The organism is Streptomyces sp. CB01635 (assembly GCF_002803065.1).
GTDB lineage: Bacteria > Actinomycetota > Actinomycetes > Streptomycetales > Streptomycetaceae > Streptomyces.
In genome coordinates this window covers 15,671-39,064 of record NZ_NNBL01000012.1, presented here as the reverse complement: position 1 = coordinate 39,064, position 23,394 = coordinate 15,671, and the positions used below count along the sequence as shown (strand labels likewise).

21 protein-coding genes are annotated in these 23,394 nt (G+C 72.2%); 8 read left to right on the top strand and 13 right to left on the bottom strand.

Annotation, left to right across the window (positions count from 1 at the left end; genetic code table 11):
* Nucleotides 1-27 precede the first annotated feature (27 nt).
* The 3 genes from CG723_RS26635 to CG723_RS26625 all read left to right on the top strand — a co-directional run bounded on the left by CG723_RS26635 (nucleotide 28) and on the right by CG723_RS26625 (nucleotide 3,798).
* A complete protein-coding gene (locus tag CG723_RS26635; protein ID WP_100596035.1) occupies nucleotides 28-2,244 on the top strand; it encodes an acetate--CoA ligase family protein in 2,217 nt (738 codons plus the stop codon).
* Nucleotides 2,245-2,308: 64 nt separating this feature from the next.
* Nucleotides 2,309-3,097 (top strand): enoyl-CoA hydratase/isomerase family protein, encoded by a 789-nt coding sequence (locus tag CG723_RS26630; protein WP_100596034.1) that lies wholly within the window; start codon nucleotides 2,309-2,311, stop codon nucleotides 3,095-3,097.
* A gap of 83 nt (nucleotides 3,098-3,180) precedes the next feature.
* A complete protein-coding gene (locus CG723_RS26625; protein WP_100596033.1) occupies nucleotides 3,181-3,798 on the top strand; it encodes a flavin reductase family protein in 618 nt (205 codons plus the stop codon).
* On the opposite strand, the gene CG723_RS26620 is transcribed toward CG723_RS26625, so the two are convergent.
* Nucleotides 3,799-5,139, bottom strand: coding sequence for an MFS transporter (locus CG723_RS26620; protein ID WP_100596032.1), 1,341 nt, complete (start codon nucleotides 5,137-5,139; stop codon nucleotides 3,799-3,801). It lies immediately after the preceding gene.
* 86 nt (nucleotides 5,140-5,225) lie between these two features.
* Here CG723_RS26620 and CG723_RS26615 point away from each other — a divergent pair, with 86 nt between their 5' ends.
* Nucleotides 5,226-6,248, top strand: coding sequence for a GlxA family transcriptional regulator (locus CG723_RS26615; RefSeq protein ID WP_100596031.1), 1,023 nt, complete (start codon nucleotides 5,226-5,228; stop codon nucleotides 6,246-6,248).
* Between the two features lie 7 nt (nucleotides 6,249-6,255).
* On the opposite strand, the gene CG723_RS26610 is transcribed toward CG723_RS26615, so the two are convergent.
* Genes CG723_RS26610 through CG723_RS26600 form a run of 3 tightly spaced genes read right to left on the bottom strand, consistent with a single transcriptional unit; the run spans nucleotide 6,256 to nucleotide 9,440 of the window.
* Complete coding sequence (locus tag CG723_RS26610; protein ID WP_100596030.1) at nucleotides 6,256-7,305, bottom strand: Zn-dependent alcohol dehydrogenase; 1,050 nt, start codon at nucleotides 7,303-7,305, stop codon at nucleotides 6,256-6,258.
* Nucleotides 7,302-8,501: an acyl-CoA dehydrogenase family protein gene (locus CG723_RS26605; RefSeq protein ID WP_100596029.1), complete on the bottom strand. Its 1,200-nt coding sequence runs from the start codon at nucleotides 8,499-8,501 to the stop codon at nucleotides 7,302-7,304. The genes CG723_RS26610 and CG723_RS26605 overlap by 4 nt, the downstream gene beginning before the upstream one ends.
* 27 nt (nucleotides 8,502-8,528) lie before the next feature.
* On the bottom strand, nucleotides 8,529-9,440 hold the full coding sequence (locus tag CG723_RS26600) for an SDR family NAD(P)-dependent oxidoreductase (RefSeq protein WP_100596028.1): 912 nt from the start codon (nucleotides 9,438-9,440) through the stop codon (nucleotides 8,529-8,531).
* Nucleotides 9,441-9,524: 84 nt separating this feature from the next.
* On the opposite strand from CG723_RS26600, the gene CG723_RS26595 reads away from it, so the two are divergent.
* Nucleotides 9,525-10,451, top strand: coding sequence for a cyclase family protein (locus CG723_RS26595; RefSeq protein WP_100596027.1), 927 nt, complete (start codon nucleotides 9,525-9,527; stop codon nucleotides 10,449-10,451).
* A gap of 353 nt (nucleotides 10,452-10,804) precedes the next feature.
* Here the strand turns inward: CG723_RS26595 and CG723_RS26590 are convergent, their stop codons facing one another.
* From CG723_RS26590 to CG723_RS26570, 4 genes are all read right to left on the bottom strand, one after another.
* Nucleotides 10,805-11,266, bottom strand: coding sequence for an ATP-binding protein (locus CG723_RS26590; protein ID WP_100596026.1), 462 nt, complete (start codon nucleotides 11,264-11,266; stop codon nucleotides 10,805-10,807).
* Between the two features lie 427 nt (nucleotides 11,267-11,693).
* Complete coding sequence (locus tag CG723_RS26580; RefSeq protein ID WP_100596024.1) at nucleotides 11,694-12,557, bottom strand: acyl-CoA dehydrogenase family protein; 864 nt, start codon at nucleotides 12,555-12,557, stop codon at nucleotides 11,694-11,696.
* A 2-nt stretch (nucleotides 12,558-12,559) separates the two neighbouring features.
* Nucleotides 12,560-13,756, bottom strand: a complete 1,197-nt coding sequence (locus CG723_RS26575) for an acyl-CoA dehydrogenase (RefSeq protein WP_100596023.1) — start codon at nucleotides 13,754-13,756, stop codon at nucleotides 12,560-12,562.
* A gap of 11 nt (nucleotides 13,757-13,767) precedes the next feature.
* Nucleotides 13,768-14,967 carry an amidohydrolase family protein gene (locus CG723_RS26570; RefSeq protein ID WP_100596022.1) on the bottom strand — a complete coding sequence of 400 codons (1,200 nt, stop codon included), beginning with the start codon at nucleotides 14,965-14,967 and terminating at the stop codon, nucleotides 13,768-13,770.
* A 156-nt stretch (nucleotides 14,968-15,123) separates the two neighbouring features.
* Between CG723_RS26570 and CG723_RS26565 the strand changes: the two genes are divergently transcribed.
* Nucleotides 15,124-16,704, top strand: a complete 1,581-nt coding sequence (locus CG723_RS26565; protein WP_100596021.1) for a class I adenylate-forming enzyme family protein — start codon at nucleotides 15,124-15,126, stop codon at nucleotides 16,702-16,704.
* On the opposite strand, the gene CG723_RS26560 is transcribed toward CG723_RS26565, so the two are convergent.
* Together CG723_RS26560 and CG723_RS26555 are read right to left on the bottom strand one after the other, a co-directional pair.
* Entirely contained in the window at nucleotides 16,688-17,215 is a 528-nt protein-coding gene (locus CG723_RS26560) for an EF-hand domain-containing protein (RefSeq protein WP_100596020.1), read from the bottom strand. The two genes, CG723_RS26565 and CG723_RS26560, sit on opposite strands and share 17 nt — an antisense overlap.
* Before the next feature lie 189 nt (nucleotides 17,216-17,404).
* A complete protein-coding gene (locus CG723_RS26555; RefSeq protein WP_100596019.1) occupies nucleotides 17,405-17,779 on the bottom strand; it encodes an STAS domain-containing protein in 375 nt (124 codons plus the stop codon).
* A 279-nt stretch (nucleotides 17,780-18,058) separates the two neighbouring features.
* Between CG723_RS26555 and CG723_RS26550 the strand changes: the two genes are divergently transcribed.
* Nucleotides 18,059-18,646, top strand: a complete 588-nt coding sequence (locus CG723_RS26550) for a sigma-70 family RNA polymerase sigma factor (protein WP_100596018.1) — start codon at nucleotides 18,059-18,061, stop codon at nucleotides 18,644-18,646.
* Nucleotides 18,643-19,977, top strand: coding sequence for an MDMPI N domain containing protein (locus tag CG723_RS26545; RefSeq protein WP_100596017.1), 1,335 nt, complete (start codon nucleotides 18,643-18,645; stop codon nucleotides 19,975-19,977). The genes CG723_RS26550 and CG723_RS26545 overlap by 4 nt, the downstream gene beginning before the upstream one ends.
* Nucleotides 19,978-20,019: 42 nt before the next feature.
* Here the strand turns inward: CG723_RS26545 and CG723_RS26540 are convergent, their stop codons facing one another.
* The 3 genes from CG723_RS26540 to CG723_RS26530 all read right to left on the bottom strand — a co-directional run bounded on the left by CG723_RS26540 (nucleotide 20,020) and on the right by CG723_RS26530 (nucleotide 23,196).
* Nucleotides 20,020-21,603 carry a transporter gene (locus tag CG723_RS26540; RefSeq protein WP_234374526.1) on the bottom strand — a complete coding sequence of 528 codons (1,584 nt, stop codon included), beginning with the start codon at nucleotides 21,601-21,603 and terminating at the stop codon, nucleotides 20,020-20,022.
* Nucleotides 21,600-22,412, bottom strand: coding sequence for an ABC transporter ATP-binding protein (locus CG723_RS26535; RefSeq protein WP_234374525.1), 813 nt, complete (start codon nucleotides 22,410-22,412; stop codon nucleotides 21,600-21,602). Before CG723_RS26535 ends, CG723_RS26540 begins: the two co-directional genes overlap by 4 nt.
* Before the next feature lie 112 nt (nucleotides 22,413-22,524).
* Nucleotides 22,525-23,196 carry a bifunctional DNA primase/polymerase gene (locus tag CG723_RS26530; RefSeq protein WP_199841905.1) on the bottom strand — a complete coding sequence of 224 codons (672 nt, stop codon included), beginning with the start codon at nucleotides 23,194-23,196 and terminating at the stop codon, nucleotides 22,525-22,527.
* Between the last annotated feature and the right edge of the window lie 198 nt (nucleotides 23,197-23,394).

The following is a 23,394-nucleotide window of genomic DNA, read 5'->3' as shown; positions in this document are numbered from 1 at the left end:
GCACCAGTCGAGGAGCGGGCGGACCCGATGCTTGGATCGACATACGGCACCCTGACCACCGACCCCCGCCGGGCCCGCACGATCGCCTGCGGAGAGCAGCCGGCACCCGCCGTGCACAGCAGGGCGGACGACCTGGACGTGAGCGGCAGGCCACTGCACCGCGAGGTGCCCGACCTGGACCGTTTCTTCCGGCCCGAATCGATAGCGGTCATCGGCGCGTCCGACGCCGAGGGCCGCCCGAACACGGGCATCACGCGGCAGCTGATCGCGTGGGCGGAGCGCGTGGGCGCCCGCCTCCACCCCGTGCACCCCACCCGCGAGACCGTCTTCGGCATCCCGTGCTCGCCGGGCGTCTCCGCGCTGCCCGAACCCGTCGACCTCGCCGTACTCCTCATCTCGGACCCGCTGCCGGTCATCGAGGAACTGGCCCAGGCCAAGGTGAAGTTCGCGGTGGCCTTCGCGTCGGGCTTCGCCGAGACGGGCGAGGAGGGGGCGGCCGCGCAGTCGTCCCTGTCCGCGGCGGTCAGCCGCTCGGGTATGCGCCTGCTCGGCCCGAACACCAACCTGAACGCGTTCTCCGAGTTCCGCGAGGACCTCGAAGGGCCGGCCATCGCCCTGATCACGCAGTCCGGCCACCAGGGCCGCCCCCTCTACACGATGCAGGAGCTGGGCGTACGGCTCTCGCACTGGGCGCCCACGGGCAACGAGGCGGACCTGGAGACCGCGGACTTCATCTCGTACTTCGCCGAGCGCCCGGAGGTCGGGGCGATCGCGTGTTACGTGGAGGGCCTCAAGGACGGGCGCGGCTTCCTGCTCGCGGCGGACCGCGCGGCGCGCAACGGCGTACCCGTCGTGGCCGTCAAGGTCGGCCGCACCGAGACGGGTGCCCGCATGGCGGCCTCGCACACGGGCAAGCTGACCGGCGCGGACACGGTGGTGGACGCGGCGATGCGCCAGTTCGGCGTGATCAGGGTCGACGGACTCGACGAACTCCAGGACACGGCTGCCCTGTTGGCGCGGGCGCGGCCCCCGCGCGCCGACGGCGTGGCGGTCTACTCGATATCCGGCGGCACCGGTGCCCACTTCGCCGACCTGGCCACGCGCGCGGGCCTGACCCTGCCGGCGCTGTCCGAGGCGAAGCAGCAGGAGCTGCACCAGTGGATCCCGGAGTACCTCAACGTCGCGAACCCGATCGACAACGGCGGCCACCCCGTGGGTGACTGGCGCGGCCCCAAAATCATCGAGTCGATCCTCCAGGACCCGTCCATAGGCGTCCTGATCTGCCCGATCACCGGCCCGTTCCCCCCGATGAGCGACAAGCTGGCCCGGGACCTGGCAGAGGCGGCGGAGCGCACGGACAAGCTGATCTGCGTCGTCTGGGGCTCGCCGCTGGGCACCGAGGACGCCTACCGCGAGACGCTTCTCGGCTCCTCGCGCCTCGCGACGTTCCGCACGTTCGGGAACTGCATCACGGCCGTGCGCGCCTATCTGGACCACCACCGGTTCACGGCCGCCTACCGCTCGCCCTTCACCGAGGCGCCCCGCACGCCCTCCCCCTCCTTCCGCAAGGCCCAGGCCCTGATGCGCCCGGGCCGCCAGCTCAGCGAGCACGCCGCGAAGCAGCTCCTGCGGGCGTACGGCATCCGCGTACCGCGCGAGCAGCTCGTCACCAGCGCCGCGGCGGCCGTACGGGCGGCCGGGCAGGTCGGCTACCCCGTCGTCATGAAGGCGTCCGGGGCGCGGCTGGCGCACAAGTCGGACCTCGGCCTGGTCAAGGTCGGCCTGACCTCGGCCAGCCAGGTCAGGGACGCCTACCGGGAACTCACCGACATCGCCCGTTACGAGGGCCTCGACCTGGACGGCGTCCTGGTCTGCCAGATGGTCGAGCGGGGCGTCGAGATGGTCGTCGGGGTCACGCAGGACGACCTGTTCGGCCCGACGGTGACCGTGGGCCTGGGCGGCGTACTCGTGGAGGTGCTGCGGGACACGGCGGTGAGGGTGCCGCCGTTCGCGGAGGACCAGGCGCGGGCGATGCTCGACGAACTGCGGGGCAGGCCGCTTCTGGACGGGATGCGGGGGGCGCCGCCCGTGGACATGGACGCGCTGGTGGAGGTCGTCCTGCGGGTCCAGCGGATGGCCCTCGAACTGGGCGACGAACTCGCGGAGTTGGACATCAACCCGCTGATGGTGCTCCCCCGGGGCCAGGGCGCGGTGGCGCTCGACGCGCTGGCCGTCTGCCACTGAGCCCGGCCGGTACCGCGCACACGCCCGCCGCCCGCGCCCGCCTCCGTACAGGGAAGAAGAGGTCATGTCCGCCACCATCGAGTGCACCACCACCGACGCCGTCACCTGGATCACGCTCAACCGTCCCGAGGCCATGAACGCGCTGACCTGGGACCAGCGTGAGGAGATCATCGGCATCCTGAACAGCGCCTCCGCCGACCCCGACGTGCGCGCCGTCGTCATCACGGCGACCGGCAGGGGGTTCTGCGCCGGGGCGGACCTGCGGGGTGCGCCGGCCTCGGGGCCGCGCGTGCCCGGTGACGTGGCACGCACGATCCGGCTGGGCGCGCAACGTCTGATCGCGGCGGTCATGGACTGCGAGAAGCCGGTCGTCGCGGCGGTCAACGGGACGGCGGCCGGGATCGGGGCGCATCTGGCGTTCGCGTGCGATCTGGTGCTCGCGGCTGAGTCGGCCCGGTTCATCGAGGTCTTCGTGCGCCGCGGCCTGGTCCCCGACGGGGGCGGCGCCTATCTGCTGCCGCGCCTCATCGGGCCGCAGCGGGCCAAGGAGCTGATGTTCTTCGGCGACGCGCTCTCCTCGGCGGACGCGGAACGCCTGGGCCTGGTCAACCGCACGGTCCCGGACGGGGAGCTGCGCAAGACGGCCCAGGAGTGGGCGGCGCGCCTGGCGAGCGGTCCGACGCGGGCCATCGCCATGACCAAGCAGCTGGTCAACGCCTCCCTGGAGTCGGACCGCGCGACGGCGTTCGCGGCGGAGGCGACGGCACAGGAGATCAACATGACGACGGCGGACGCACAGGAGGGCGTCGCCTCCTTCAAGGAGCGCCGCGACCCGACGTACAAGGGCCGCTAGCCGACTTCGCAGCTGGACGCCGTCATCGAATTCGGGCCCACCACTTCCTATCTGACGCATCGTCAGCTTCAATCGTAGGTGTGATGGGACACGCAGGAATGGCAGCGACGGTGGTCAGGTACCTCCGGTCGGTCGGTGCGCCCACGTCCGCCGAGCCGGTGGACGTGCTGCCGCGTCCGGAGCTACGGGCGGTGGGCGAGGACGAGCGGGCGCCACTGGACCCCGGCGAGTTCCGTCGCGTCCTCGGCCACTTCGCCACCGGCGTCACGGTCGTCACGGCGCCGCCCCCGCACCCCGGCGCTCCCCCAGCCGGCTTCGCCTGCCAGTCCTTCTCCTCGCTCTCCCTGGACCCGCCACTGGTGGCGTTCATGGTGGCCCGTACGTCCACGACCTGGCCGCGCATCGCGAGCGCCGGCGTCTTCTGCGTGAACGTCCTGGGCGCGGACCAGGGCGCGCTGTGCCGGTCCTTCGCTGCGCGCGGCACGGACAAGTTCGCGGGCGTCGAGCACGACGCGGCGCCGGTGACGGGCTCGCCGCGCCTCGCGGGCGCGCCCGCGTGGGTCGACTGCACGATCCACGCGGTCCACACGGGCGGGGACCACCTCATCGTGGTGGGCCGGGTGGAGGCGCTCGGGACGGCGGAGGGCGAGGCGTCCCCGCTGCTGTTCCACAAGGGCGCGTTCGGCCGCTTCGAGCACTGATCAGGCGAGGTCGGCCACCAGGAGCCCATCGGCATCGGCGGTCCGGCGCCGGATGACCAGCGCCATCAGGGCCGCCGCCGCGCACAGCGCGCCGGACGCGTACCAGACGACGTCGTACGAGCCGAACGTGTCACGGGCGACGCCGCCGAGGAAGGCGACGAGCGCGGCACCCACCTGGTGCGAGGCGAGCACCCAGCCGAACACGATCGCGCTGTCCTCGCCGTAGTACTCACGGCACAGGGCCAGGGTGGGCGGCACGGTGGCGACCCAGTCGAGCCCGTAGAAGACGATGAAGAAGACCATCGGCGGGTGGACGGACGGGGCGAGGAGCATCGGCAGGAACAGCAGGGAGACCCCACGCAGCGCGTAGTACACCGCGAGCAGCCGCCGCGGGTCGAAGCGGTCGGTGAACCAGCCCGACGCCACGGTCCCGACGACGTCGAAGACTCCCACCACGGCGAGCAGCGAGGCCGCCGCGGTGATCGGCATCCCGTGATCGTGCGCGGCCGGTACGAAGTGCGTCTGGACGAGCCCGTTCGTGGAGGCGCCGCAGATCGCGAACGTCCCGGCGAGCAGCCAGAAGGGACCCGTACGGGCGGCCTTGAAGAGCACGCTCACGGTGCGGCGGGCGGCCCCGGTGACGGGCGGCGGCTTCTCGACGAACTCCGCGGAGCCGTACGGGGTGGTCCCCACGTCGGCCGGGTGGTCGCGCAGCAGCAGCCACACGAACGGCACGACGGCGAGGGCCGCGAGCGCCACCGTCACGGCCGCGGGCCGCCACTTGTGCACCTCGACGATCCACGAGAGCAGCGGCAGGAAGATGAGCTGCCCCGACGCGGAAGCGGCCGTGAGGATCCCGGTGACGAGCCCGCGCCGGGCGGTGAACCACCGGTTCGTGACGGTCGCGGCGAAGGCGAGGGCCATCGAGCCGGAGCCGAGTCCGACGAGCAGGCCCCAGCACAGCAGGAGCTGCCAGGCCGAGTCCATCCACACGGTCAGGCCGGAGCCGGCCGCTATGACGACCAGGGCGACGGCGACCACGCGCCGGATTCCGAACCGGTCCATGAGAGCGGCGGCGAAGGGCGCGGTCAGCCCGTAGAGCGCGAGGTTGATGGAGACGGCGAGCCCGATGGTGCCGCGCGACCAGTGGAACTCCTCGTTCAGCGGGTCGATCAAGAGCCCCGGCAGGGACCGGAAGGCGGCGGCTCCAATGATCGTCACGAAGGTGACGGCGGCCACGAACCAGGCGCGGTGGATACGGGGACGGGGGCGGGGCGGACGGGATGCGCCCGCGCCGGGCGAGTCCTTGGCCGCGGCGTCGATGTCGGTTGTGTGCGTCACAGCAGACAGCATCGGATCACGGACCCGCTCCGGGCGAGTGGCCCGAAAGACAGCCTTCGCTAGGATCGGGCCATACACTCGGAGCCATGCCCGAGACTCCCGCGCCCCGAACGCAGCGCCCCCACCGTGTGGTCGTCCTGGCCCTCGACGGCGTGCTCCCCTTCGAACTCGGCATCACCCAGCGCATCTTCAGCCGCGCCAAGGACTCCGCGGGCCGGCCGCTCTACGAGGTCGTGACGTGCTCGGTCAGGGAACCCGGCCCCGTGGAGACGGACGCCGACTTCGCCGTGCTGATCAGAAACGGCCCGGAGGCGCTCGCCACCGCGGACACCGTGGTCGTGCCCGCGTCGTACGAGCTCGGCCCCGTCGTCAACGAGGGCGTACTCACCGACGAGCTGGCGGCGGCCTTCGCGCAGGTCAGGACCGGCACACGGATGGTGTCGATCTGCACCGGCAGCTACGTCCTCGCGGCGGCCGGCTATTTGGACGGGCGCCCGGCGACCACTCACTGGACGTCGGCGGAGCACTTCCAGCGGCTCTTCCCCGAGATCAAGGTCGACGCGGACGTCCTGTACATCGACGACGGGGACGTCCTGACGTCGGCCGGCGTCGCCGCGGGCATCGATCTCTGCCTGCACCTGGTCCGCCGGGACCACGGCACGGCGGTGGCCAACGAGGTGGCCCGCCACACCGTCGTCCCGCCCCACCGCGACGGCGGGCAGGCCCAGTACATCCACCGCCCCGTCCCCGAACCCCAGCTCGCGACGACGACGAAGGCGCGCGCCTGGGCGCTCGCCCGCCTTCACGAACCGCTCCAGCTGCGCGACCTGGCCGCCCAGGAGGCGATGTCGGTACGCACCTTCACGCGCCGCTTCCGCGAAGAGGCCGGTGTCAGCCCGGGACAGTGGCTCACCCAGCAGCGGGTGGAGCGGGCCCGGCACCTCCTGGAGTCGAGCGATCTGTCGATGGACCAGGTGGCGCGCGAGTCGGGCTTCGGCACGGCGCAGTCGATGCGGCAGCACCTCCAGGCGGCACTGGGCGTGACGCCGACGGCGTACCGCCGCACGTTCCACGCCACGGCCGTGCAGGGCGCGATGCAGAACACATAGGCCCGGCTCAGAACACCAGCACCCCCCGCGCCACCCTCCCCTGCTGCGCGTCCTGTGCCGCCTTCGCGAAGTCCTCGACCGGGTACGTCTCCGTGACCAGCTCGTCGAGCAGCAGCCGGCCCTGGCGGTACAGGTCGGCGTAGAGCCTGATGTCGCGCTGGGGCCGCGAAGAGCCGTAGCGGCAGCCCAGGATGGACTTGTCGAGGAAGAGCGAGGCGACGACGAAGGACGCCTCCGCGTCGGCGCCCGGCATGCCGAGGAGTACGGCCTGGCCGTGCCGGTCGAGGAGGTCGACGGCCTGGCGGACCAGCTCGACGCGGCCGACACACTCGAAGACATGGTCGGCGCCGTGCGGCAGGACGTCCCTGACCCCGGCGGCCGAGGTCAGGAAGTCCGTCGCCCCGAACTGCCGCGCCACCGCTTCCTTGTCGGGGTTCGCGTCGACGGCGACGATCCTGGACGCGCCCGCGATCCGGGCCCCCTGGAGCACATTGAGGCCGATCCCGCCGGTCCCGATGACGACGACGGTGTCACCCTGGTCGACGCGCGCCCGGTTGAGGACGGCGCCGACGCCGGTCAGCACCCCGCACCCCATGAGCGCGGCCGACGTCAGCGGGATATCGGCGGGGATCGGCACGGCCTGCACGGCCTTCACGACGGTCCGCTCGGCGAACGAGGAGTTCGCGGCGAACTGGTAGAGCGGTGTGCCGCCCCGCGAGAACGGCTGCGTGGGCATCCCGATCGCCTTGCGGCACATGGTCGGCCGCCCCCGGTCGCAGTCCGCGCAGGCGCCGCAGTTGGCGAGCGTGGACAGCGCCACATGGTCCCCGGGCGCCACATGCGTGACGCCCGCGCCGACGGCCTCCACGACGCCCGCGCCCTCGTGTCCGAGCACGACCGGCGCCGGGAAGGGGATGGTCCCGTCGATCACCGACAGATCGCTGTGGCACAGCCCGGCGGCGGCGACGTCGACGAGCACCTCGCCCGGTCCCGGATCGCGTATCTCGAGATCGTCGACCACGTCGGCCCGGACCCCGTCGAACACGACACCCCTCATGACGACTCCCTCGTCTCCCTGGGCAGCCCGAGCACGCGCTCGGCGATGATGTTGCGCTGGATCTCGTCCGAGCCGCCGTAGATCGTGTCGGCCCGGCTGAAGAGGAACAGCCGCTGTGCGGCGTCGAGTTCGTACGTACTGTCAGGCGCCCAGTCCCCAGGCCCGGCGGCGGCGAGCGCGCCCCGCGCCTGGAGTGCGAGTTCGCCCAGACGCTGGTGCCAGCGGCCCCACAGGAGCTTGGCGACGCTCGGGGCGCCCGGGTCCTGCGCGCCGCCGAGCGTGCGCAGCGCGTTGAACCGCATGACGCGCAGCTCGGCCCACTGCCGTACGAGGCGGTCCCTGAACAGCGGGTCGTCGGCCGCGCCCGTACGCACCGCGGTCCGTACGACCTCGGCGAGTTCGGCGGCGAAGCCGATCTGCTGGGCGAGCGTCGAGACGCCGCGCTCCAGGGCGAGCAGCCCCATGGCGACCCGCCAGCCCTGCCCCTCGCCGCCGACGACGTGCTCCACGGGCGCGTGCGCGCCGTCGAAGAACACCTCGTTGAACTCAGCTGTGCCGGTCAGCTGCCGGATGGGCCGCACCTCGATCCGGCCCGGCTGGTCCATCGGCACGAGGAGGAACGACAGGCCGTGATGGCGCCGCGACCCGGCCTCGGTGCGCGCGAGCACGAAGCACCAGTCGGCCTCGTGCGCGAGCGACGTCCACACCTTCTGCCCGGTGACGCGGTACGTGTCCCCGTCACGTACGGCGGTCGTGCGCAGGTTCGCGAGGTCGGAACCGGCGCCGGGCTCGCTGTAGCCCTGGCACCACAGCTCCTCGCCGGAGGCGATCGGCGGCAGGAAGCGCCGCTGCTGCTCCTCGTCGCCGTACGCGATCAGGGTCGGGGCGAGCAGGTTCTCGCCGATGTGCCCGTGGCGTGCGGGCGCGCGGGCCCGCGCGTACTCCTCGGCCCAGACGACCTGCTGGGTCGGTGAGGCGACCCGGTTGCCGTACCCGTCGCGCTGCCAGCCGAGCCCGATCCACCCGGACGCGCCCAACTCAAGCTCCCAGGCCCGCCGTACGCCGGCGTCCTCGTGCTCGCTCCCGGGCCCGCCGCGCCCCCGGGCGACGGCGTACTCGCCGGTGAGGTGCTCCGTGAGCCACGCGCGGGCCTCCCGCCGGAACGCCTCGTCCTCATCCCCGAACCCGAACTCCACCACGCGCCTCCGCCCCCGGCCTCGACGTCACTGATTGGGCCGCGCTTTCGCGGCGGCCGCCTCGGCCATCGCCTCCAGCTGCGCGAGCATCGGCATCGGATCGACGCCCACGGTGCCCGGCAGGAAGTCCGCGATCTTGTCCGGCGTCCAGCCGCCCTCCGCGTAGCCCGAGCGCAGCTCCCTCGGCTGGGCCCAGACCGCGATCTTGGGCCCGGCGATCGTGTACACCTGCCCGGTGATCTTCTCGGCGCGGGCGCGTTCGCTGAGCAGATAGACGACGAGCGCGGCGACGTCCTCCGGCTCCCCGATCTCCTTGAGCTCCATGGGCACGTTCGCCGACATCCGCGTACGGGCGACGGGCGCGACCGCGTTCGCCGTGACGCCGTACTTGTGCAGCCCGAGCGCGGCGCTGCGCACGAGCGAGATGATCCCGCCCTTGGCGGCGCTGTAGTTGGCCTGCGCCACGGATCCCTGGTGGTTGCCGCTGGTGAAGCCGATGAGCGTGCCCGACCCTTGCTTGCGCATGACGGCGGACGCCGCCCGGAACACGGTGAACGTGCCCTTCAGGTGCGTGGCGACCACCGGGTCCCACTCCTGCTCGGACATGTTGAACAGCATCCGCTCGCGCAGGATCCCGGCGACGCACACGACGCCGTCGATCCGCCCGTACCGGGCGAGCGCCACGTCGACGATCCGCTGACCGCCCGCCATGGTCGAGATGTCGTCGGCGACGGCGACGGCCTCGCCGCCGGCCGCCTCGATCTCCTTGACGACGGACTCGGCGATCTCGCTCGCCGGTTCGCCGCCCTCGATGGACACCCCGTAGTCGTTGACGACGACCCGTGCGCCCTCGGCGGCGCAGGCGAGCGCGACGGCTCTGCCGATGCCGCGCCCGGCCCCGGTGACAGCCACCACCTTGCCTGCCAAGAAGTTCCCCACGTCCGGCCCCTTCCCGCGGTTTCTGACGGACCGTTAGATTCTATGACCCGTCAGATACCGGAAGACAAGCCCCGGGGAGCACTCATGTCGTTGCCTGCCGAGTTCCACGAAATGGCCAAGCGCGTCAACAACTGGGGCCGTTGGGGCGCCGACGACGAGATCGGCACGCTCAATCTGGTCACCGACGAGGTCGTGCGCGAGGCCGCGTCGACCATCCGCACGGGCCGCCGGGTACCCCTCGCGCTGCCCCTCAAGGAGGACGGGGTGCAGACCGGACTGATCCCGGGCCGCGTCAACCCGTTCCACACCATGGTCCAGATCAACCACGAGCTGTTCGGTCCCGGCACCGTCGCCACCAGCGACGACGCGGTGACCATGGGGCTCCAGGCGGCCACACACTGGGACGCCCTCACCCACATCTCGCACTCGGGACGGATCTACAACGGCCGCCCCGCCGACACGATCACGGCGCACGGCGGCGCGCGGTTCAGCGGCATCGACAAGGCCCCGTACATCGTCTCGCGCGGCGTCCTGCTCGACGTCGCGGCGGCGAAGGGCGTGGACCGGCTGCCCGGCGATCACGCCGTGACCCCCGAAGACCTGTCCGAGGCCGAGGAGTTCGGCCATGTCACCGTCCGCGCCGGCGACATCGTCCTCGTCCGCACCGGCCAGATCCAGACGTACCTCGCGGGCGACAAGCACGCGTACGGCTATCCGTCCCCCGGCCTGTCCGTGCGCACGCCCGAGTGGTTCCACGCGCGCGACGTGGCCGCCGTCGCGAACGACACCCTCACCTTCGAGATCTTCCCGCCGGAGCACGAGAACCTCTGGCTGCCGGTGCACGCCCTCGACCTGGTCGAAATGGGCATGATCCAGGGCCAGAACTGGAATCTGGAGAACTTGTCCACAGCCTGTGGACAAGATGCGCGCTACGCGTTCCTGCTCTCGGCGATGCCCGAGCCCTTCGTGGGCGGCACGGGCACACCCGTGGCCCCGGTCGCGATCCTTTAGGCATCAAGAGGCTTGTCCCGTACGGAAGTTCAGGGCCGGACGGCGATGCGCTCGCACCGCCGTCCGGCCCCCGGCGCCCGGGCCCTGCTCCCCCGGCCCCTGGGAGAGCCGCCCGCCGCGGCGCGACCCGTACTCACCGAGGGCTCCCGTCACCGGAACCCTTGGCGTCCCCTCGCCACGAATCGCTGACCACAAGCGTGATCAAACGGACACCCGGCGTCAACACCGGTAAGGAGATTTGCCAGTTATGTGACTTTTATGACGGCGCACGCCCGGCGCGAACCGACACACACCGAGGAACGGCGAGGCACGCCGGCGCACCGGAAGTCGGAACCGACGCACCGGGAGGCGGACTACACGGCCTCGTACGCCATCCCCTGATACGTCCCCGCCCCCGCGCCCTGCGCGCCGCAGCGGTCGATCTCGCACCAGATGGCCTTGCCCGTGCCCTCGGGCCGCCAGCCCCAGCGGTCCGCCAGACCGTCGACGAGTTCCAGGCCGCGGCCGTTGGTCTCATCCCCGTCGGCGTGCCGCGGCGCGGGGGGCCGGTCGCTGGCGTCGGCCACCTCCACGCGGACCGTGCCGGCGCTGACCTCCGCCGGGACGCCCGGCAGCAGCATCCGCAGGACGGCCGGACAGCCGGTGTGCACCACGGCGTTGGTGACGAGCTCGGAGACGATCAGGATGAGCGTCTCCGCCAGTGGCTCATCGGCCTCTATCCCCGACCCTGCGAGGCGCGAGCGCGCCCACCTGCGGGCTCGCCCCACCTCCGCGGGATCCGCCCCGACCTCCAGCTGAACTTGAAGCACCTGCACCGCTCACACCATCCGAACCGGCGGACACATCGCCTCGGGACTGTGACAAGTCAAGGAGCTCACGGACCGTGATCCCCTTGGGAGACAGCATGGTTGACGTACAGTCACCCCAACAAGCGCTTCGGGCATATTCCAGCGCGAAGGAGTACGCGTGCGCCATACTGTGCGACGCGTCCTGCGGGGAGTCGAACGGGCGGGCGTGCGGCCCTCCCATGCGCTGCGAACGGCGCGCATCGCCGGATCCGGAGCCGCCTCAGGGGCAACACCGGGATGGCTCGGACTCGGAACCACTCGCATCCCACACAAGGTACCCGAGCGGGACCCCGACTCCGTGCCGTGACGAGTCCCGCGCAGGACACAACCCGATATCGACGTTCCGTGACCGTCCGTACATGGGTTCGCCCCGCCCTGAGCGCGACCCCGGACGTCACAGCGCCGCCGCCAGCTCCTCCTCCGTCTCGCGCGCCGTACGGCCCGTCCCGGCGCGCACCCAGGCCCGCTTGAGATGCAGATGCACGTCCGCCTCCCAGGTGAAGCCCATGCCGCCGTGCACCTGGACGCAGTCGCGCGCGTTGCGCACGGCCGCCTCGTCGGCGAGCAGCTCGGCGGCGGCGATCTCGACCGGGTCGGCGGTGACAGCCGCCGCGTACACGGCCGCACGGGCCGGCTCGGCCCGTACGAGCATCTGGGCGCACAGGTGCTTCACGGCCTGGAACGCGCCGATGGGCTGCCCGAACTGCTCGCGCTCGCGGGCGTATTGGACCGCCAGCTCGCAGGTGCGCGTGGCGGAGCCGAGCTGTTCGGCGGCGGTGAGGAGTACGGCCTCGGGGCTGCGGGGCGCGTGCGGGCGCGGCAGCTTGTGCAGAGGCGTGAGCGGGTCGACGGAGGCCAGGGGTACGGCGCCGGTCGCGTCGCCCTGGACGACGTCCGACGCGTCCCGCCACGGGAGGAGCTCCCCGGCGGGCGCCGTCACGACGGCCTCGCCGGTCGCGGCGCCCGGCACGGTGCCCGCGGCGAGATGCGTGGCGACGAGCGGGCCCGGCAACAGGACCCGGCCCGCCTCCTCGAAGACGAGGACGGCCTCGGGCAGCCCCAGGCCGACGCCGCCGTCCGCCTCCGGGAGGCACAGGGCGAAGAAGCCCGCGTCGCCCAGGGCCCGCCACAGCTCCCGGTCCAGGTGCCCGGGCGTGTCCACGGCGGTGCGCAGGGCGTCGCGGTCGAAGCGTCCGGCGAGCAGGTCCCGTACGCCGTCGCGCAGGGCGCGTTGGTCGTCGGTGAGCTGGAAGCGCATGCTCACCGCCCTCCCTTCTGAAGATCCTTCGGCCGTTGGCCGGGCCGGTCCTTCGGCAGGCCGAGGATGCGTTCGGCGACGATGTTGTGCTGGATCTGGGAGGTGCCGGCGGCGATCGTGTACGAGAGGGACGACAGGCGGTCGAGGGTCCACTCCTGGTCCGTGTCGAGCGCGCCCGCGACGCCGAGCACCTCGGCCGCGGCGTCGAACAGCTCCTGGCGGGCGTGCGAGTAGCGCAGCTTGAAGACCGAGCCGCCGGCACCGGGGACGCCGCCGGCCTGCTCGGCCTCGCTGACGTTCCACTGGGTGAGCCGCCACAGGGCGCGGAACTCGGCGTTGAGGCGGCCGAGCCTGCGGCGCAGCACGGCGTCGTCCCAGCGGCCGTTCTTACGGGCCTGCGCGGCCAGTTCGCCGAGGACACGGCGGCAGGCGACGACCTCGCCCACGAACGCGGTGCCGCGTTCGAAGGACAGCGTCACCATCGTCACGCGCCAGCCGTCGTTCTCCTCGCCGACCCGGTTGGCAACCGGGACGCGTACGTCGTCGAGGAACATCTCGGCGAACTCGGCGGACCCGGCGAGCGTGCGCAGCGGTCGTACGGTGATCCCGGGCGCGTCCATCGGCATGGCGAGCCAGGAGATGCCGCGGTGTTTCGGGGCGGACGGGTCGGTGCGCACGAGGAGTTCGCACCAGTCGGCGACCTCCGCGTGCGAGGTCCAGATCTTGGACCCGCTGACCACGTAGTGGTCGCCGTCCCGCGTCGCGCGCGTGCGCAGCGCCGCGAGGTCGGAGCCTGCGTCGGGCTCGCTGAACCCCTGGCACCACACCTCGTCACCGCGCAGGACCGGCGGCAGCCAGCGGGACCGCTGCCGAGGCGTCCCCTCGGCGGCGATCGTCGGCCCGGCGTGCAGCAGCCCTACGAAGTTGGCCCCCACGTACGGCGCGCCCGCCTTCTCCGTCTCCTCCAGGAATATGAGGTGCTGCGTGGGCGTGGCACCGCGGCCGCCCGCGTCGGCGGGCCAGTGCAGGCCCGCGTACCCGGCGTCGTACAGCCTGCGCTGCCAGCCGAGGTCGTAGGCGCGTCTGCCCGGCCAGTCGTTCGGCGACGGCTTCGGGGGCAGCCCCGGCAGGACGGACGCGAGCCACTCCCGCAGCCGCGCCCTGAACTCCTCTTCCTCGTCCGTGTACGTCAGATCCACGGCGCGGCCCGCTACCTGTCGAGGTCCAGGTCGAGCATGCGGATCGCGTTGCCCCGCATGAGCTTGTAGACCGTCTCGGAGTCGAGGCCCTTCACATGGTCGAGGGCGACCTCCTTGGTGTGCGGGAAGGTCGAGTCGACGTGCGGGTAGTCCGTCTCGAAGGTCGCGTTGTCCCGGCCGACGACGTCGAGGGACGCCACCCCGTGCTTGTCGCGGAAGAAGCAGCAGAACATCTGGCGGTAGTAGTACGTCGACGGCGGCTCGGGGATGAGGTCGCGCACCCCGCCCCAGGCCCGGTGCTCCTCCCAGACGTCGTCCGCGCGCTCCAGGGCGTACGGGATCCAGCCCATCTGCCCCTCGGAGTAGGCGAGTTTGAGCGTCGGGAACTTCACCAGGACCCCGGAGAAGAGGAAGTCCATCATCGACGCCATCGCGTTGTTGAAGCTGAGCGAGGCCTGGACGGCGGGCGGGGCGTCCGGGGACGCGGCGGGCATCTGCGAGCTGGAGCCGATGTGCATGTTGACGACCGTCCCGGTCTCCTGGCACACGGCGAAGAACGGGTCCCAGTAGCCGGAGTGGATCGACGGGAGCCCCAGGTAGGTGGGGATCTCGGAGAACGTCACGGCCTTGACGCCGCGCGCGGCGTTGCGCCGGATCTCGGCGACGGCGAGGTCGATGTCCCACAGGGGGATGATGCAGAGCGGGATGAGGCGGCCCCCGCTGTCGCCGCACCACTCCTCGACCATCCAGTCGTTGTAGGCGCGCACGCAGGCGAGCGCCACTTCCTTGTCCTTGGCCTCCGCGAACGTCTGGCCGCAGAAGCGCGGGAAGGTGGGGAAGCAGAGGCTGGCCTCGACATGGTTGAGGTCCATGTCCTCCAGGCGGGCCTTCGGGTCCCAGCAGCCGCGCCGCATCTCCGCGCGCGTGATGCCTTCGAGGGTCATGTCGTCGCGGTCGAAGCCGACGGCGGCGATGTTGCGCTTGTACGGGAACTTCAGGTCCTCGTAGATCCACCAGTCCGTCGGGGGCCCGTCCGGGTCCATGGTGATCTGGTACTTGCCCGCCACGTAGGCGAGCTCGCCGATCCCGGCCGTGAGCGGCTGCGGCCCCCGGTCCCGGTACTTCGCCGGCAGCCAGGTCGAGAAGAGGTGCGCGGGCTCGATCACATGGTCGTCGACGCTGATGATCCGGGGCAGTTCCATCGGGTCCATCGTGTCCCCTCACCTGACAGTTTCTGATGGCGTTTCTGATGGGTCGTCAGATAGCAGGCTAGCCCCGCACCCCTGGACCGACAAGGCGCAGCGCTCTACGCTCTGCGCACGATCTGACTAACCGTCAGGTACGGCCTGTCTTTCCGAGGGGGAGCAGTGAACGACACCGCACACGCCCTGGGCGCCGCCGGGACGCTCTGGGAGCTGATCGAGCGCCGCGCCGCCCTCACCCCCGACACCCCCGTACTGATCCAGTCCGCCCCCGACGCGAAGGACGACCGGCGCCTGACCTTCGGCGAGCTGCGCGGGCGCGGCGAGCGGGTCGCCGCCGGCCTGTACGACATGGGCGTACGCCCCGGCACGGTCGTCGCCTGGCAGCTCCCGACCCGCATCGAGACCGCGCTGCTCTCCTTCGCGCTCGCCCGCATCGGCGCCGTCCAGTCCCCCGTCATCCCCTTCTACCGGGACCGCGAGGTCGGCTTCGCGCTGCGCGAGTCGAAGGCCGAGTTCTTCGCGACCCCGGGCGTGTGGCGGGGCTTCGACCACACGGAGATGGCCCGGCGCCTCGGCGCCCGTGGGATCTTCGAGGCGTACGACACGCTGCCCGACGGCGATCCCTCCGTACTGCCGCCCGCGCCCACCGACGGCACGGCCGTGCGCTGGATCTACTGGACCTCCGGCACGACCTCCGACCCCAAGGGCGTCCTCCACACGGACCGCTCACTGATCGCCGGCGGCTCCTGCCTCGCGCACGCCCTGCACCTGTCGGCGTCCGACGTCGGCTCGATGGCGTTCCCCTTCGCGCACATAGCCGGCCCCGACTACACGGTCATGCTGCTCCTGTACGGGTTCCCCGCGGTGATGTTCGAGCAGTTCGCGCTGCCGGACGCGCTCGACGGCTACCGGCGGCACGGGGTCACCGTCGCAGGCGGCTCCACGGCCTTCTACTCCATGTTCCTGACCGAACAGCGCAAGTCCCCCGAGGACCGGCTCATCCCGACGCTGCGGCTCCTCGCGGGCGGCGGCGCGCCCAAGCCGCCCGAGATCTACCACGCGGTCGTACGGGAGATGGGCTGTCAGCTCACCCACGGGTACGGCATGACCGAGGTCCCCATGATCACGATGGGCGCCCCCGACGACACCGCCGAGAACCTCGCGACGACAGAGGGAAAGCCCCCCGAGGGCATGGAGATCCGGGTCACGGACGCGGACGGCAAGCAGGTCCCGTGCGGCGTGGACGGCGAGGTCAGGCTGCGCGGGGAGGCCGTCTGCCAGGGCTATCTGGACCCCGTGCAGTCGGCTGCCGCGTTCGCCGGCGACGGGTTCCTCGTCACCGGCGACCTCGGGCATGTGAGGGACACGGGGCATCTGGTGCTCACCGGGCGGGCCAAGGACATCATCATCCGCAAGGGCGAGAACATCTCCGCGAAGGAGATCGAGGACCTGTTGCACGCGCACCCCGCGGTGGGCGACGCGGCGGTCGTGGGACTCCCGGACCCCGAGCGCGGCGAGCGGGTGTGCGCGGTCGTCGTCCAGCGCGACGGCACCGAGCCGCTGACCCTGGAGGCGATGGCGTCCCATCTGCGGTCGGAAGGGCTGTCCACGCACAAGCTGCCCGAGCAGCTGGAACTGGTGGACGCCCTTCCGCGCAACGACACCCTGCGCAAGGTGCTCAAGTACAAGCTGCGCGAGCGCTATTCGGAAACAGGACCGGTGAACGCTATTCCGGAACGGTGAAGTAGTGGGCGAACGCGATGACGATCTCCTCCTCGGAGATCCGCCCGTCGCCGTCCGAGTCCAGTGCGGCGGCCACCGTGCCCACCACGGACGGGTCGGCACCGAGGACGCGCAGGATGCGCTCCGCCGCCGCCGGGGTGATCCCGGAACCTTCCTGGTCGGCGACGGCGATGGCGGCCCGCAGGAAGGGGCGGGCGATCTCCGCGAACCGCTTCGGGTTGTCCCGCAGCCGCTTCACCGCGCCCGTCACGAACTCCTCGCGGGAGACACGCTGGTCACCGTCCACATCCGCTATGCCGGCCATGCCCTGCCAGAAGGCCTCGGCGCCCGCGTAGAGCGCCTGGCCCTTGTCGCAGCGCGCCGTCGTGGTGAACTCGGCCAGCAGTCCTTTGGCCGCGGTCACGAAGTCCTCGCGGTCGATGTAGCCGTTGCCGTCCTGGTCGAAGCCGGCGAAGCGGGCAGCGATCCTGCGCTCGTACTCGGCGTGATCGGTGCTCTCGGCGTGGTCCATGTCCTCTCGGCCGCCTCTCGCATCGGTGGTGGTACGGGTCCTGCCCGTCCCCTCGCCAGGGAGCGTACGTCGTGGAGCGGCGCCGGGGGCCCTCACAGCGACGCTTGTGCCAAGACCGGAAAAATTCCGCAACAACTTCCGCGCCGGGCGGCCCGGACGCACGGGTCTGCGCCGGTCGGATCCGCGCGGTCAGGCCGAGAGGGGCGACGCCTCGTCGTTCACGGCGCTCAGCACGTCCGGGTACACCTCGAAGAGGCGGCGCACGCCGAGCGCCGACAGGACGCGGTTGACGTGCGAGCCGTCCTCGGCCCCCTTGGCGGGCAGGATCAGCCGGAGCTCGCCGCGGCAGGAACGCATCAGCCGGCGGGCCGCGATCAGTACGCCGACCCCACTCGAATCGCAGAAGAGGACCTGCGAGAGATCGAGGACGAGGCTGTGCCGGCCGTCCGCGACCGCGTCGTGCACCTGCTGGCGCAGCGCGGGAGAGGTGGCGAGATCCATCTCGCCCGACACCCGCACGACGGCCCAGCCACCCTGCTGTCCCTCGGTCACTCTGAGCGTCACGCGCCACTCCTCCCGTTGATCCGGAACCCCTGCTTACGCTTGTCTTCTCTCGCGGCTGCCCGACCGCGAGGTGCTGAAACACCACTGCAGACGTATCACATATGGCCCGGTTAAGACCCAAGTGATCGGATTTTGCACTGCTTTCGGCGCCAAAGGTCCGCGCAACGTGACTGCCTCCTTACCATCCGCATCCGGCCAGGTCGACCTTTGACGCAAAGGCAGGTGCGTTGTCGGTGCGTCCGACTACATTCGAGGGAAGGCACACGGTGAGGGGGCCGCATGGCCAAGGAGACTCCGACCCGGTGGGACCGGAGGATGCAGCAGCGGCTCGCGCACGGGGAGGCCGCGGCGCTCGGTGAGCTGTACGACCGCTTCGCGTCGCTCGTGCACGGGCTCGCGCACCGCGTACTCGGCGACGAGGACGCGGCCGACCGCATCACGCGCGACGTCTTCACCCACGTCTGGGAGAACCCCGACGCGTACGACCCCAAGCAGGGGCCCCTGCGCTCCTGGATCGCCACCCTCACCCACCGGCGCGCGGTCCACCGCCTGCGCCAGACCGAGTCCGCCGCCCTCGTCCGCAGCGGCGAGGGCACCACGGAGGACCTGGAGCGCAAGGTGCGGCACGCCTCCGCCGCCGCCCGCGCCGACTACATCGTCACCTCGATGCCCGCCCCGCTGCGCGCCGCGCTGGAGCTGGCCTACTTCCAGCGCAGGGACTACCGCCAGACCGCGGTCGACCTCGGCGTCACCGAGGACGAGGCGCGCCGCCGCCTGCGCCTCGGACTCCAGCTCCTGTCCACGGCCCACGACAGCGGCACGTCCGGCACCCCGCCGGGATCTCCCGGACACGGGAGGGCGCTGTGAGCGGGCCCAACCCCTTCGGCAACGCCGAGCAGCCCGACAACCCCGACAACCGCGACAACCGCGAGGGCGCCGGGCAACCCGAAGGCTTCGAGGGCGCCGAGCGTCCCGACGCCGCCGCGAACGCCCGGATACCGACGCCGCGCTCCTCCGTGGAGGACACCCGGCGCCCGCTGCCGGACCACCTCCCCGAGCCGCTCGTCCTGGAGCACCGCGTCCTCAAGTCACTCCTCGGCGCGTGGGCGCTCGCCGCGTGCTCGGCCGCGGAGAGCGTCGCCGTGGAGGAGCACCTCGGCGACTGCGGCCCCTGCGCCGAGGAGGCGCTGCGGCTGCGGGACGCCGTGGGCCTGCTGCACTCCGAGGAGAGCCTCGACCTCGACCCGATGCTGCGCTCCCGCGTCCTGGAGGGCTGCCTCACCCGCCGCCCGCCCCGCATCCCGGTCCCCGAGTGGGCCGCCCCGTACGACGCGGAGACCGCCCGCCTCGACGCCCTGCTCCAGGACATCGGCGACTCCGAGTGGCACGCGCCCGTACGGCTTCGCTGGTACGAAGGGGACGACCGGGTCAGCCGCAAGACGACCGTCGCCGGCGTCCTCACGCACCTGATGAGCGTGGACGGCCTGGTCGCCGTCGCGCTCGGCCTCGACGACCCGCTGTTCGGCGTCACACCCGAGGAGCGCCGCACGCCGGAGAGCCGCACGGAGACGTTCTGGAAGGCTTCGCACTTCCCGCCGACCCGTGCCGTCCGCGGCCCCTGGCGCGAGCAGTCGCACGCCGTGATCCGCACGGTGTCGTTCGCGGCCGACCCGGGCAGCTCCTCGGGCCGCACCCGCACGTCGGGTCAACTGGCGGTCCCGTACGGGGACTTCACTCTGCCACTGCGCGACTCGATGCTGGACCGCGCCTTCGAGTGCTGGGTGCACGCCGAGGACATCGCCGAGGCGGTGGACTACCCGTACGAGCCGCCGTCGGCCCGCCATCTGAACCGCATGATCGATCTGGCGGCCCGGCTGCTTCCCGACTCCCTCGCCGGGCGCCGCCGCGCGGGCCTCGCCGCACCGGCCCGCAGCCTGGTCGCCGCGGGCGCGCCGGGCCGCACGCTGCGCCTCGAGGTCGAGGGGGCGGGCGGCGGCGAGTGGCTCATCGCCCTGGACTCGCCCGGCGCGGTCGGCTCGGAGGAGCACGAGGTTGCCCATGTCGCCCTGGACGGCGCCGAGTTCTGCCGCCTGGCGGCCGGTCACGTCACTCCGGAGGAGGCGGCCGCCGGACAGGACGGCGACCGCGAGGCCATCCACGACGTCCTGTACGCGACGGCGGCGCTCAGCCGGATGTGACGAGCTCCAGGGTGATACGCGGGATACGCCCTGCGGCACGCGTCATCCCTTGCTGACCGCCGCGAGGATCTCCGGCAGGCGGGCCGCCGTGCGCGGGGCGGCCAGGCGCAGGCCCGCCAGGGTGATCCCCGCCGCGTACGCGGCGCCGATCGGCAGCAGCAGCCAGGTCGCGGACTCGGCGCCCGACACGTGCAGCCAGATCGCGAGGGTGATGACGGGCGCGCACAGCAGGGCCGCCGCGACCATCCCGCCGAAGATCGATATCCAGGCGAGGCCCGCCTGCCCCGGGGCGACGTTCTTGTAGCCCTCCTGCGGGATCGAGTACGGGAAGCGGGCCGACGACCAGGCGCCGGTGGCCAGCATCGCGCCGAGGAGCGCGAAGGAGAGGCCGAGCACCTCGGGCAGGGCCCGCCAGTCGTCGAGCATCGCGGTCGTGACGACGGTGACCAGCGTCGCGTACGGCAGGGTGATCGTCAGGAGGGCGAGGGCGCGGCCGCGCAGTTCGACGTAGGCGTCACGCGGCGAGGAGATGGTCATGGCGACCATCCAGAACGCCGAGGTGTCCTGCCCGAACTGGTTGTACATCTGGATGCCGAGCATTCCGGCGGCGAAGCACGCGAAGTAGATGGAGCCGGTGCCCTGGAGAGCGTTGAAGACCGGCACGATCAGGCCGATGGCCAGGGACGTCACCCAGGCCGCCTTGGTCTTCGGGTCGCGCCACACATAGCGCAGGGCGCGCTCCATGACCGTGCCCGTGCGGCCGTCGGGCAGGAGGCGGGGGCCGCGGGACGTGCGCCTGCGGCGGGTGGGCTCGGCGGCCTGGAGCGTGGAGCCGTCGGGGGACGTCATGAGACGCGTCAGGGCGCGTTGCCACGCGTACAGAAGTCCGGCGAGGGCGGCCACGCACACGACGAGACGGGCCGCCGCGACGCCGTACGAGCCGTGGCTCACGGAGTCGACGGCGCCGATCGCGGACGCGGGCGGGATCCAGGCCAGCACGTCGCCCGCCGGGTCGAGCGCCCCGAGGCCGCCGGACGAACCGAGCCGCTGCGCACCGAAGTTGACGACCTGCGCGCCGACGGCGATGACGAGCCCGCTGAGGACGGCGAGGTCGCGTCCCTTGCGGCTGGTGAGCAGCCGGATGTTGGCGGCGGCCACGGCGCGGGCGAGGGCGACGCAGGTGAGCAGGGTGAGGGCGACGGCCAGGACCGCGACGGCGGACGCGGCGGCCCCGTGCGCCAGGGCGATCACCGCGCCGACCGCGAGACAGAGCGTGAACAGGGGGCCGATCCCGACGAGGGACGCGATGAGCAGACCCCGTACGAGGGGGTGTGGCCGCAGCGGGAGCATGACGAGGCGGGTCGGGTCGAGGGTCTCGTCGCCGGAGGGGAAGAAGAGCGGCATCACCGCCCAGCCGAGGGCGAGTACGGCGGTGAGGATGACGCAGAGGGTCGCCGCGTGGGTGCTGCCGCGCAGGGCGATCAGGCCGATGAGCTGGAGCGCGGCGACGAGCAGTACGACGACGAGCGTGGCGATGTAGGCGGCGCGGCGGCCCGTGGAGCCGCGCAGTCCGTTGCGCAGGAGCGCCAGCTTGAGGCGGACCAGCGTGACGGTCGTCGTGGTCACCGGCTGCCGCCTCCCAGCCAGTCCAGGTCGGAGGTGGTGTCGCGGCTGTTCGCGCCGACGAGTTCGAGGAACGCCTGCTGGAGGGAGGGCGCGTCGCCGCGCACTTCGGCGAGGGGCCCCTGTGCGCGGATGCGGCCGGCGGCCATGACGGCGACCCAGTCGCAGAGCGACTCGACGAGCTCCATGACGTGGGAGGAGAAGACGACGGTCGCCCCGGAGCCGGTGTAGCGCTCCAGGACGCCGCGGATGGTCTGCGCGGAGACCGGGTCGACGCCCTCGAACGGCTCGTCCAGGAAGAGGACTTCGGGGTTGTGGAGGAGCGCGGCGGCGAGCCCGATCTTCTTGCGCATGCCGGTCGAGTAGTCGACGACGAGTTTGTGCTGGGCCCCGGTGAGGTCGAGCACGTCGAGGAGCTGGGCGGCGCGCTTGTCGACCTCGGCGCCGGGCAGGCCGCGCAACCTGCCCGTGTACGCGAGGAGTTCGCGCCCCGAGAGCCGCTCGAACAGGCGCAGTCCCTCGGGAAGTACCCCGATGCGGGCCTTCACCTCGACAGGGTCGCGCCACACGTCGTGGCCGACGACTTCGACGGTGCCCCGGTCGGGCCGGAGCAGGCCGGTGACCATGGAAAGGGTGGTCGTCTTGCCCGCGCCGTTCGGCCCGACGAGGCCGATGAACTTGCCCGCGGGAAGGGCGAGATCGATCCCCGCGACGGCGACGCTCTGGCCGAACGCCTTCCAGAGGTCCTGTACGCGTACGGCCGGCGCCCCGGCCTCGGTCCCCGCCTCGGTCCTGATCCCCGCCTCGGTCACTGTGCCGCCCGCCGCCCTTCGTCGCCGTCACCGTCCCCCAAACTCTCGGCTCCGCTCGAGCAGGGGGGACCCCATCGCACGATACGTGGCCGCGCGGATCACTGTCGGGTGTCTACCGGCGGCCCTCCCGCCCGCACGCGTACGCCAGCGGGGAGATGAGCTCCTCGGCGTCGGGCAGCCAGCGGTTCGCGGCGGTGGGGCGGCAGGCCCACTGGACGGCGCCCCGGCCGCCGACGCGGGTGGGCGGCGCGGCGACGTAGGCGCCCTCGCCGAGCGCGTCCAGGTCGAGGGAGGCGGGCGGCCAGCCCAGCTTGCGGACCAGGTCGGGGACCTTCGAGGCGGCGCCCGGCAGGACGAAGAACTGCATCCGGCGGTCGGGGGTGCAGGTGACCGGGCCGAGAGTGAGTTCCATGCGCTCCATGCGGGCCAGGGCCAGGAACCCGGCGGTCTCGGGCACGTCGATCGCGTCGAACGTGCGGCCCGTCGGCAGCAGGATCGAGGCGGCGGGGTGCTTGGACCACAGCCGGCGGGCGGCGGTCGCGCTCCCGGTCGCCTGGTTCGCCCAGTCCTCGCGGGCGTGATGGGCACCGGGGGCCGCGCACCTGGCGTCGCCGCAGGAGCAGTGCTGCCTGCCCTCGTCGACCTCCAGCCAGGTGCCGGGGAACACGTCCCAGTGGCGTTCCTCCGCGTAGCGCACGGCGGCGTCGAGGAGGGTCTCCCCGCGCTGCTTGGGGATCTGGGGAGGCGAGGTGACTGCCGAGGTGACTCCGATGGTCTCTTCCACGACGTTCTCAACTCCCGCCGCCACCCGGGGTTACGGCCGCACGCGCGCGGGGGCCTGCAGCACCGATCCGGCACGTGGGGCGCATGGATGCATGGGCGGGGGCGCGCGGGAGGAATGGCCCCGGCTGGGGGGTAGCCAGCCCGGAGGACCAGACGAGGGTGTTGTCCACCGACCGGCTACCAGTTGGGGCTCTTGCTT

What these genes read in the sequence shown, in the direction of transcription:
- CG723_RS26615 (WP_100596031.1), top strand. Translation starts at nt 5,226, where the DNA reads ATGCCCGAGACTCCCGCGCCCCGAACGCAGCGCCCCCACCGTGTGGTC.
- CG723_RS26625 (WP_100596033.1), top strand. Translation starts at nt 3,181, where the DNA reads ATGGGACACGCAGGAATGGCAGCGACGGTGGTCAGGTACCTCCGGTCG.
- CG723_RS26630 (WP_100596034.1), top strand. Translation starts at nt 2,309, where the DNA reads ATGTCCGCCACCATCGAGTGCACCACCACCGACGCCGTCACCTGGATC.
- CG723_RS26595 (WP_100596027.1), top strand. Translation starts at nt 9,525, where the DNA reads ATGTCGTTGCCTGCCGAGTTCCACGAAATGGCCAAGCGCGTCAACAAC.
- CG723_RS26635 (WP_100596035.1), top strand. Translation starts at nt 28, where the DNA reads ATGCTTGGATCGACATACGGCACCCTGACCACCGACCCCCGCCGGGCC.
- CG723_RS26610 (WP_100596030.1), bottom strand. Translation starts at nt 7,305, where the DNA reads ATGAGGGGTGTCGTGTTCGACGGGGTCCGGGCCGACGTGGTCGACGAT.
- CG723_RS26580 (WP_100596024.1), bottom strand. Translation starts at nt 12,557, where the DNA reads ATGCGCTTCCAGCTCACCGACGACCAACGCGCCCTGCGCGACGGCGTA.
- CG723_RS26560 (WP_100596020.1), bottom strand. Translation starts at nt 17,215, where the DNA reads ATGGACCACGCCGAGAGCACCGATCACGCCGAGTACGAGCGCAGGATC.
- CG723_RS26550 (WP_100596018.1), top strand. Translation starts at nt 18,059, where the DNA reads ATGGCCAAGGAGACTCCGACCCGGTGGGACCGGAGGATGCAGCAGCGG.
- CG723_RS26570 (WP_100596022.1), bottom strand. Translation starts at nt 14,967, where the DNA reads ATGGACCCGATGGAACTGCCCCGGATCATCAGCGTCGACGACCATGTG.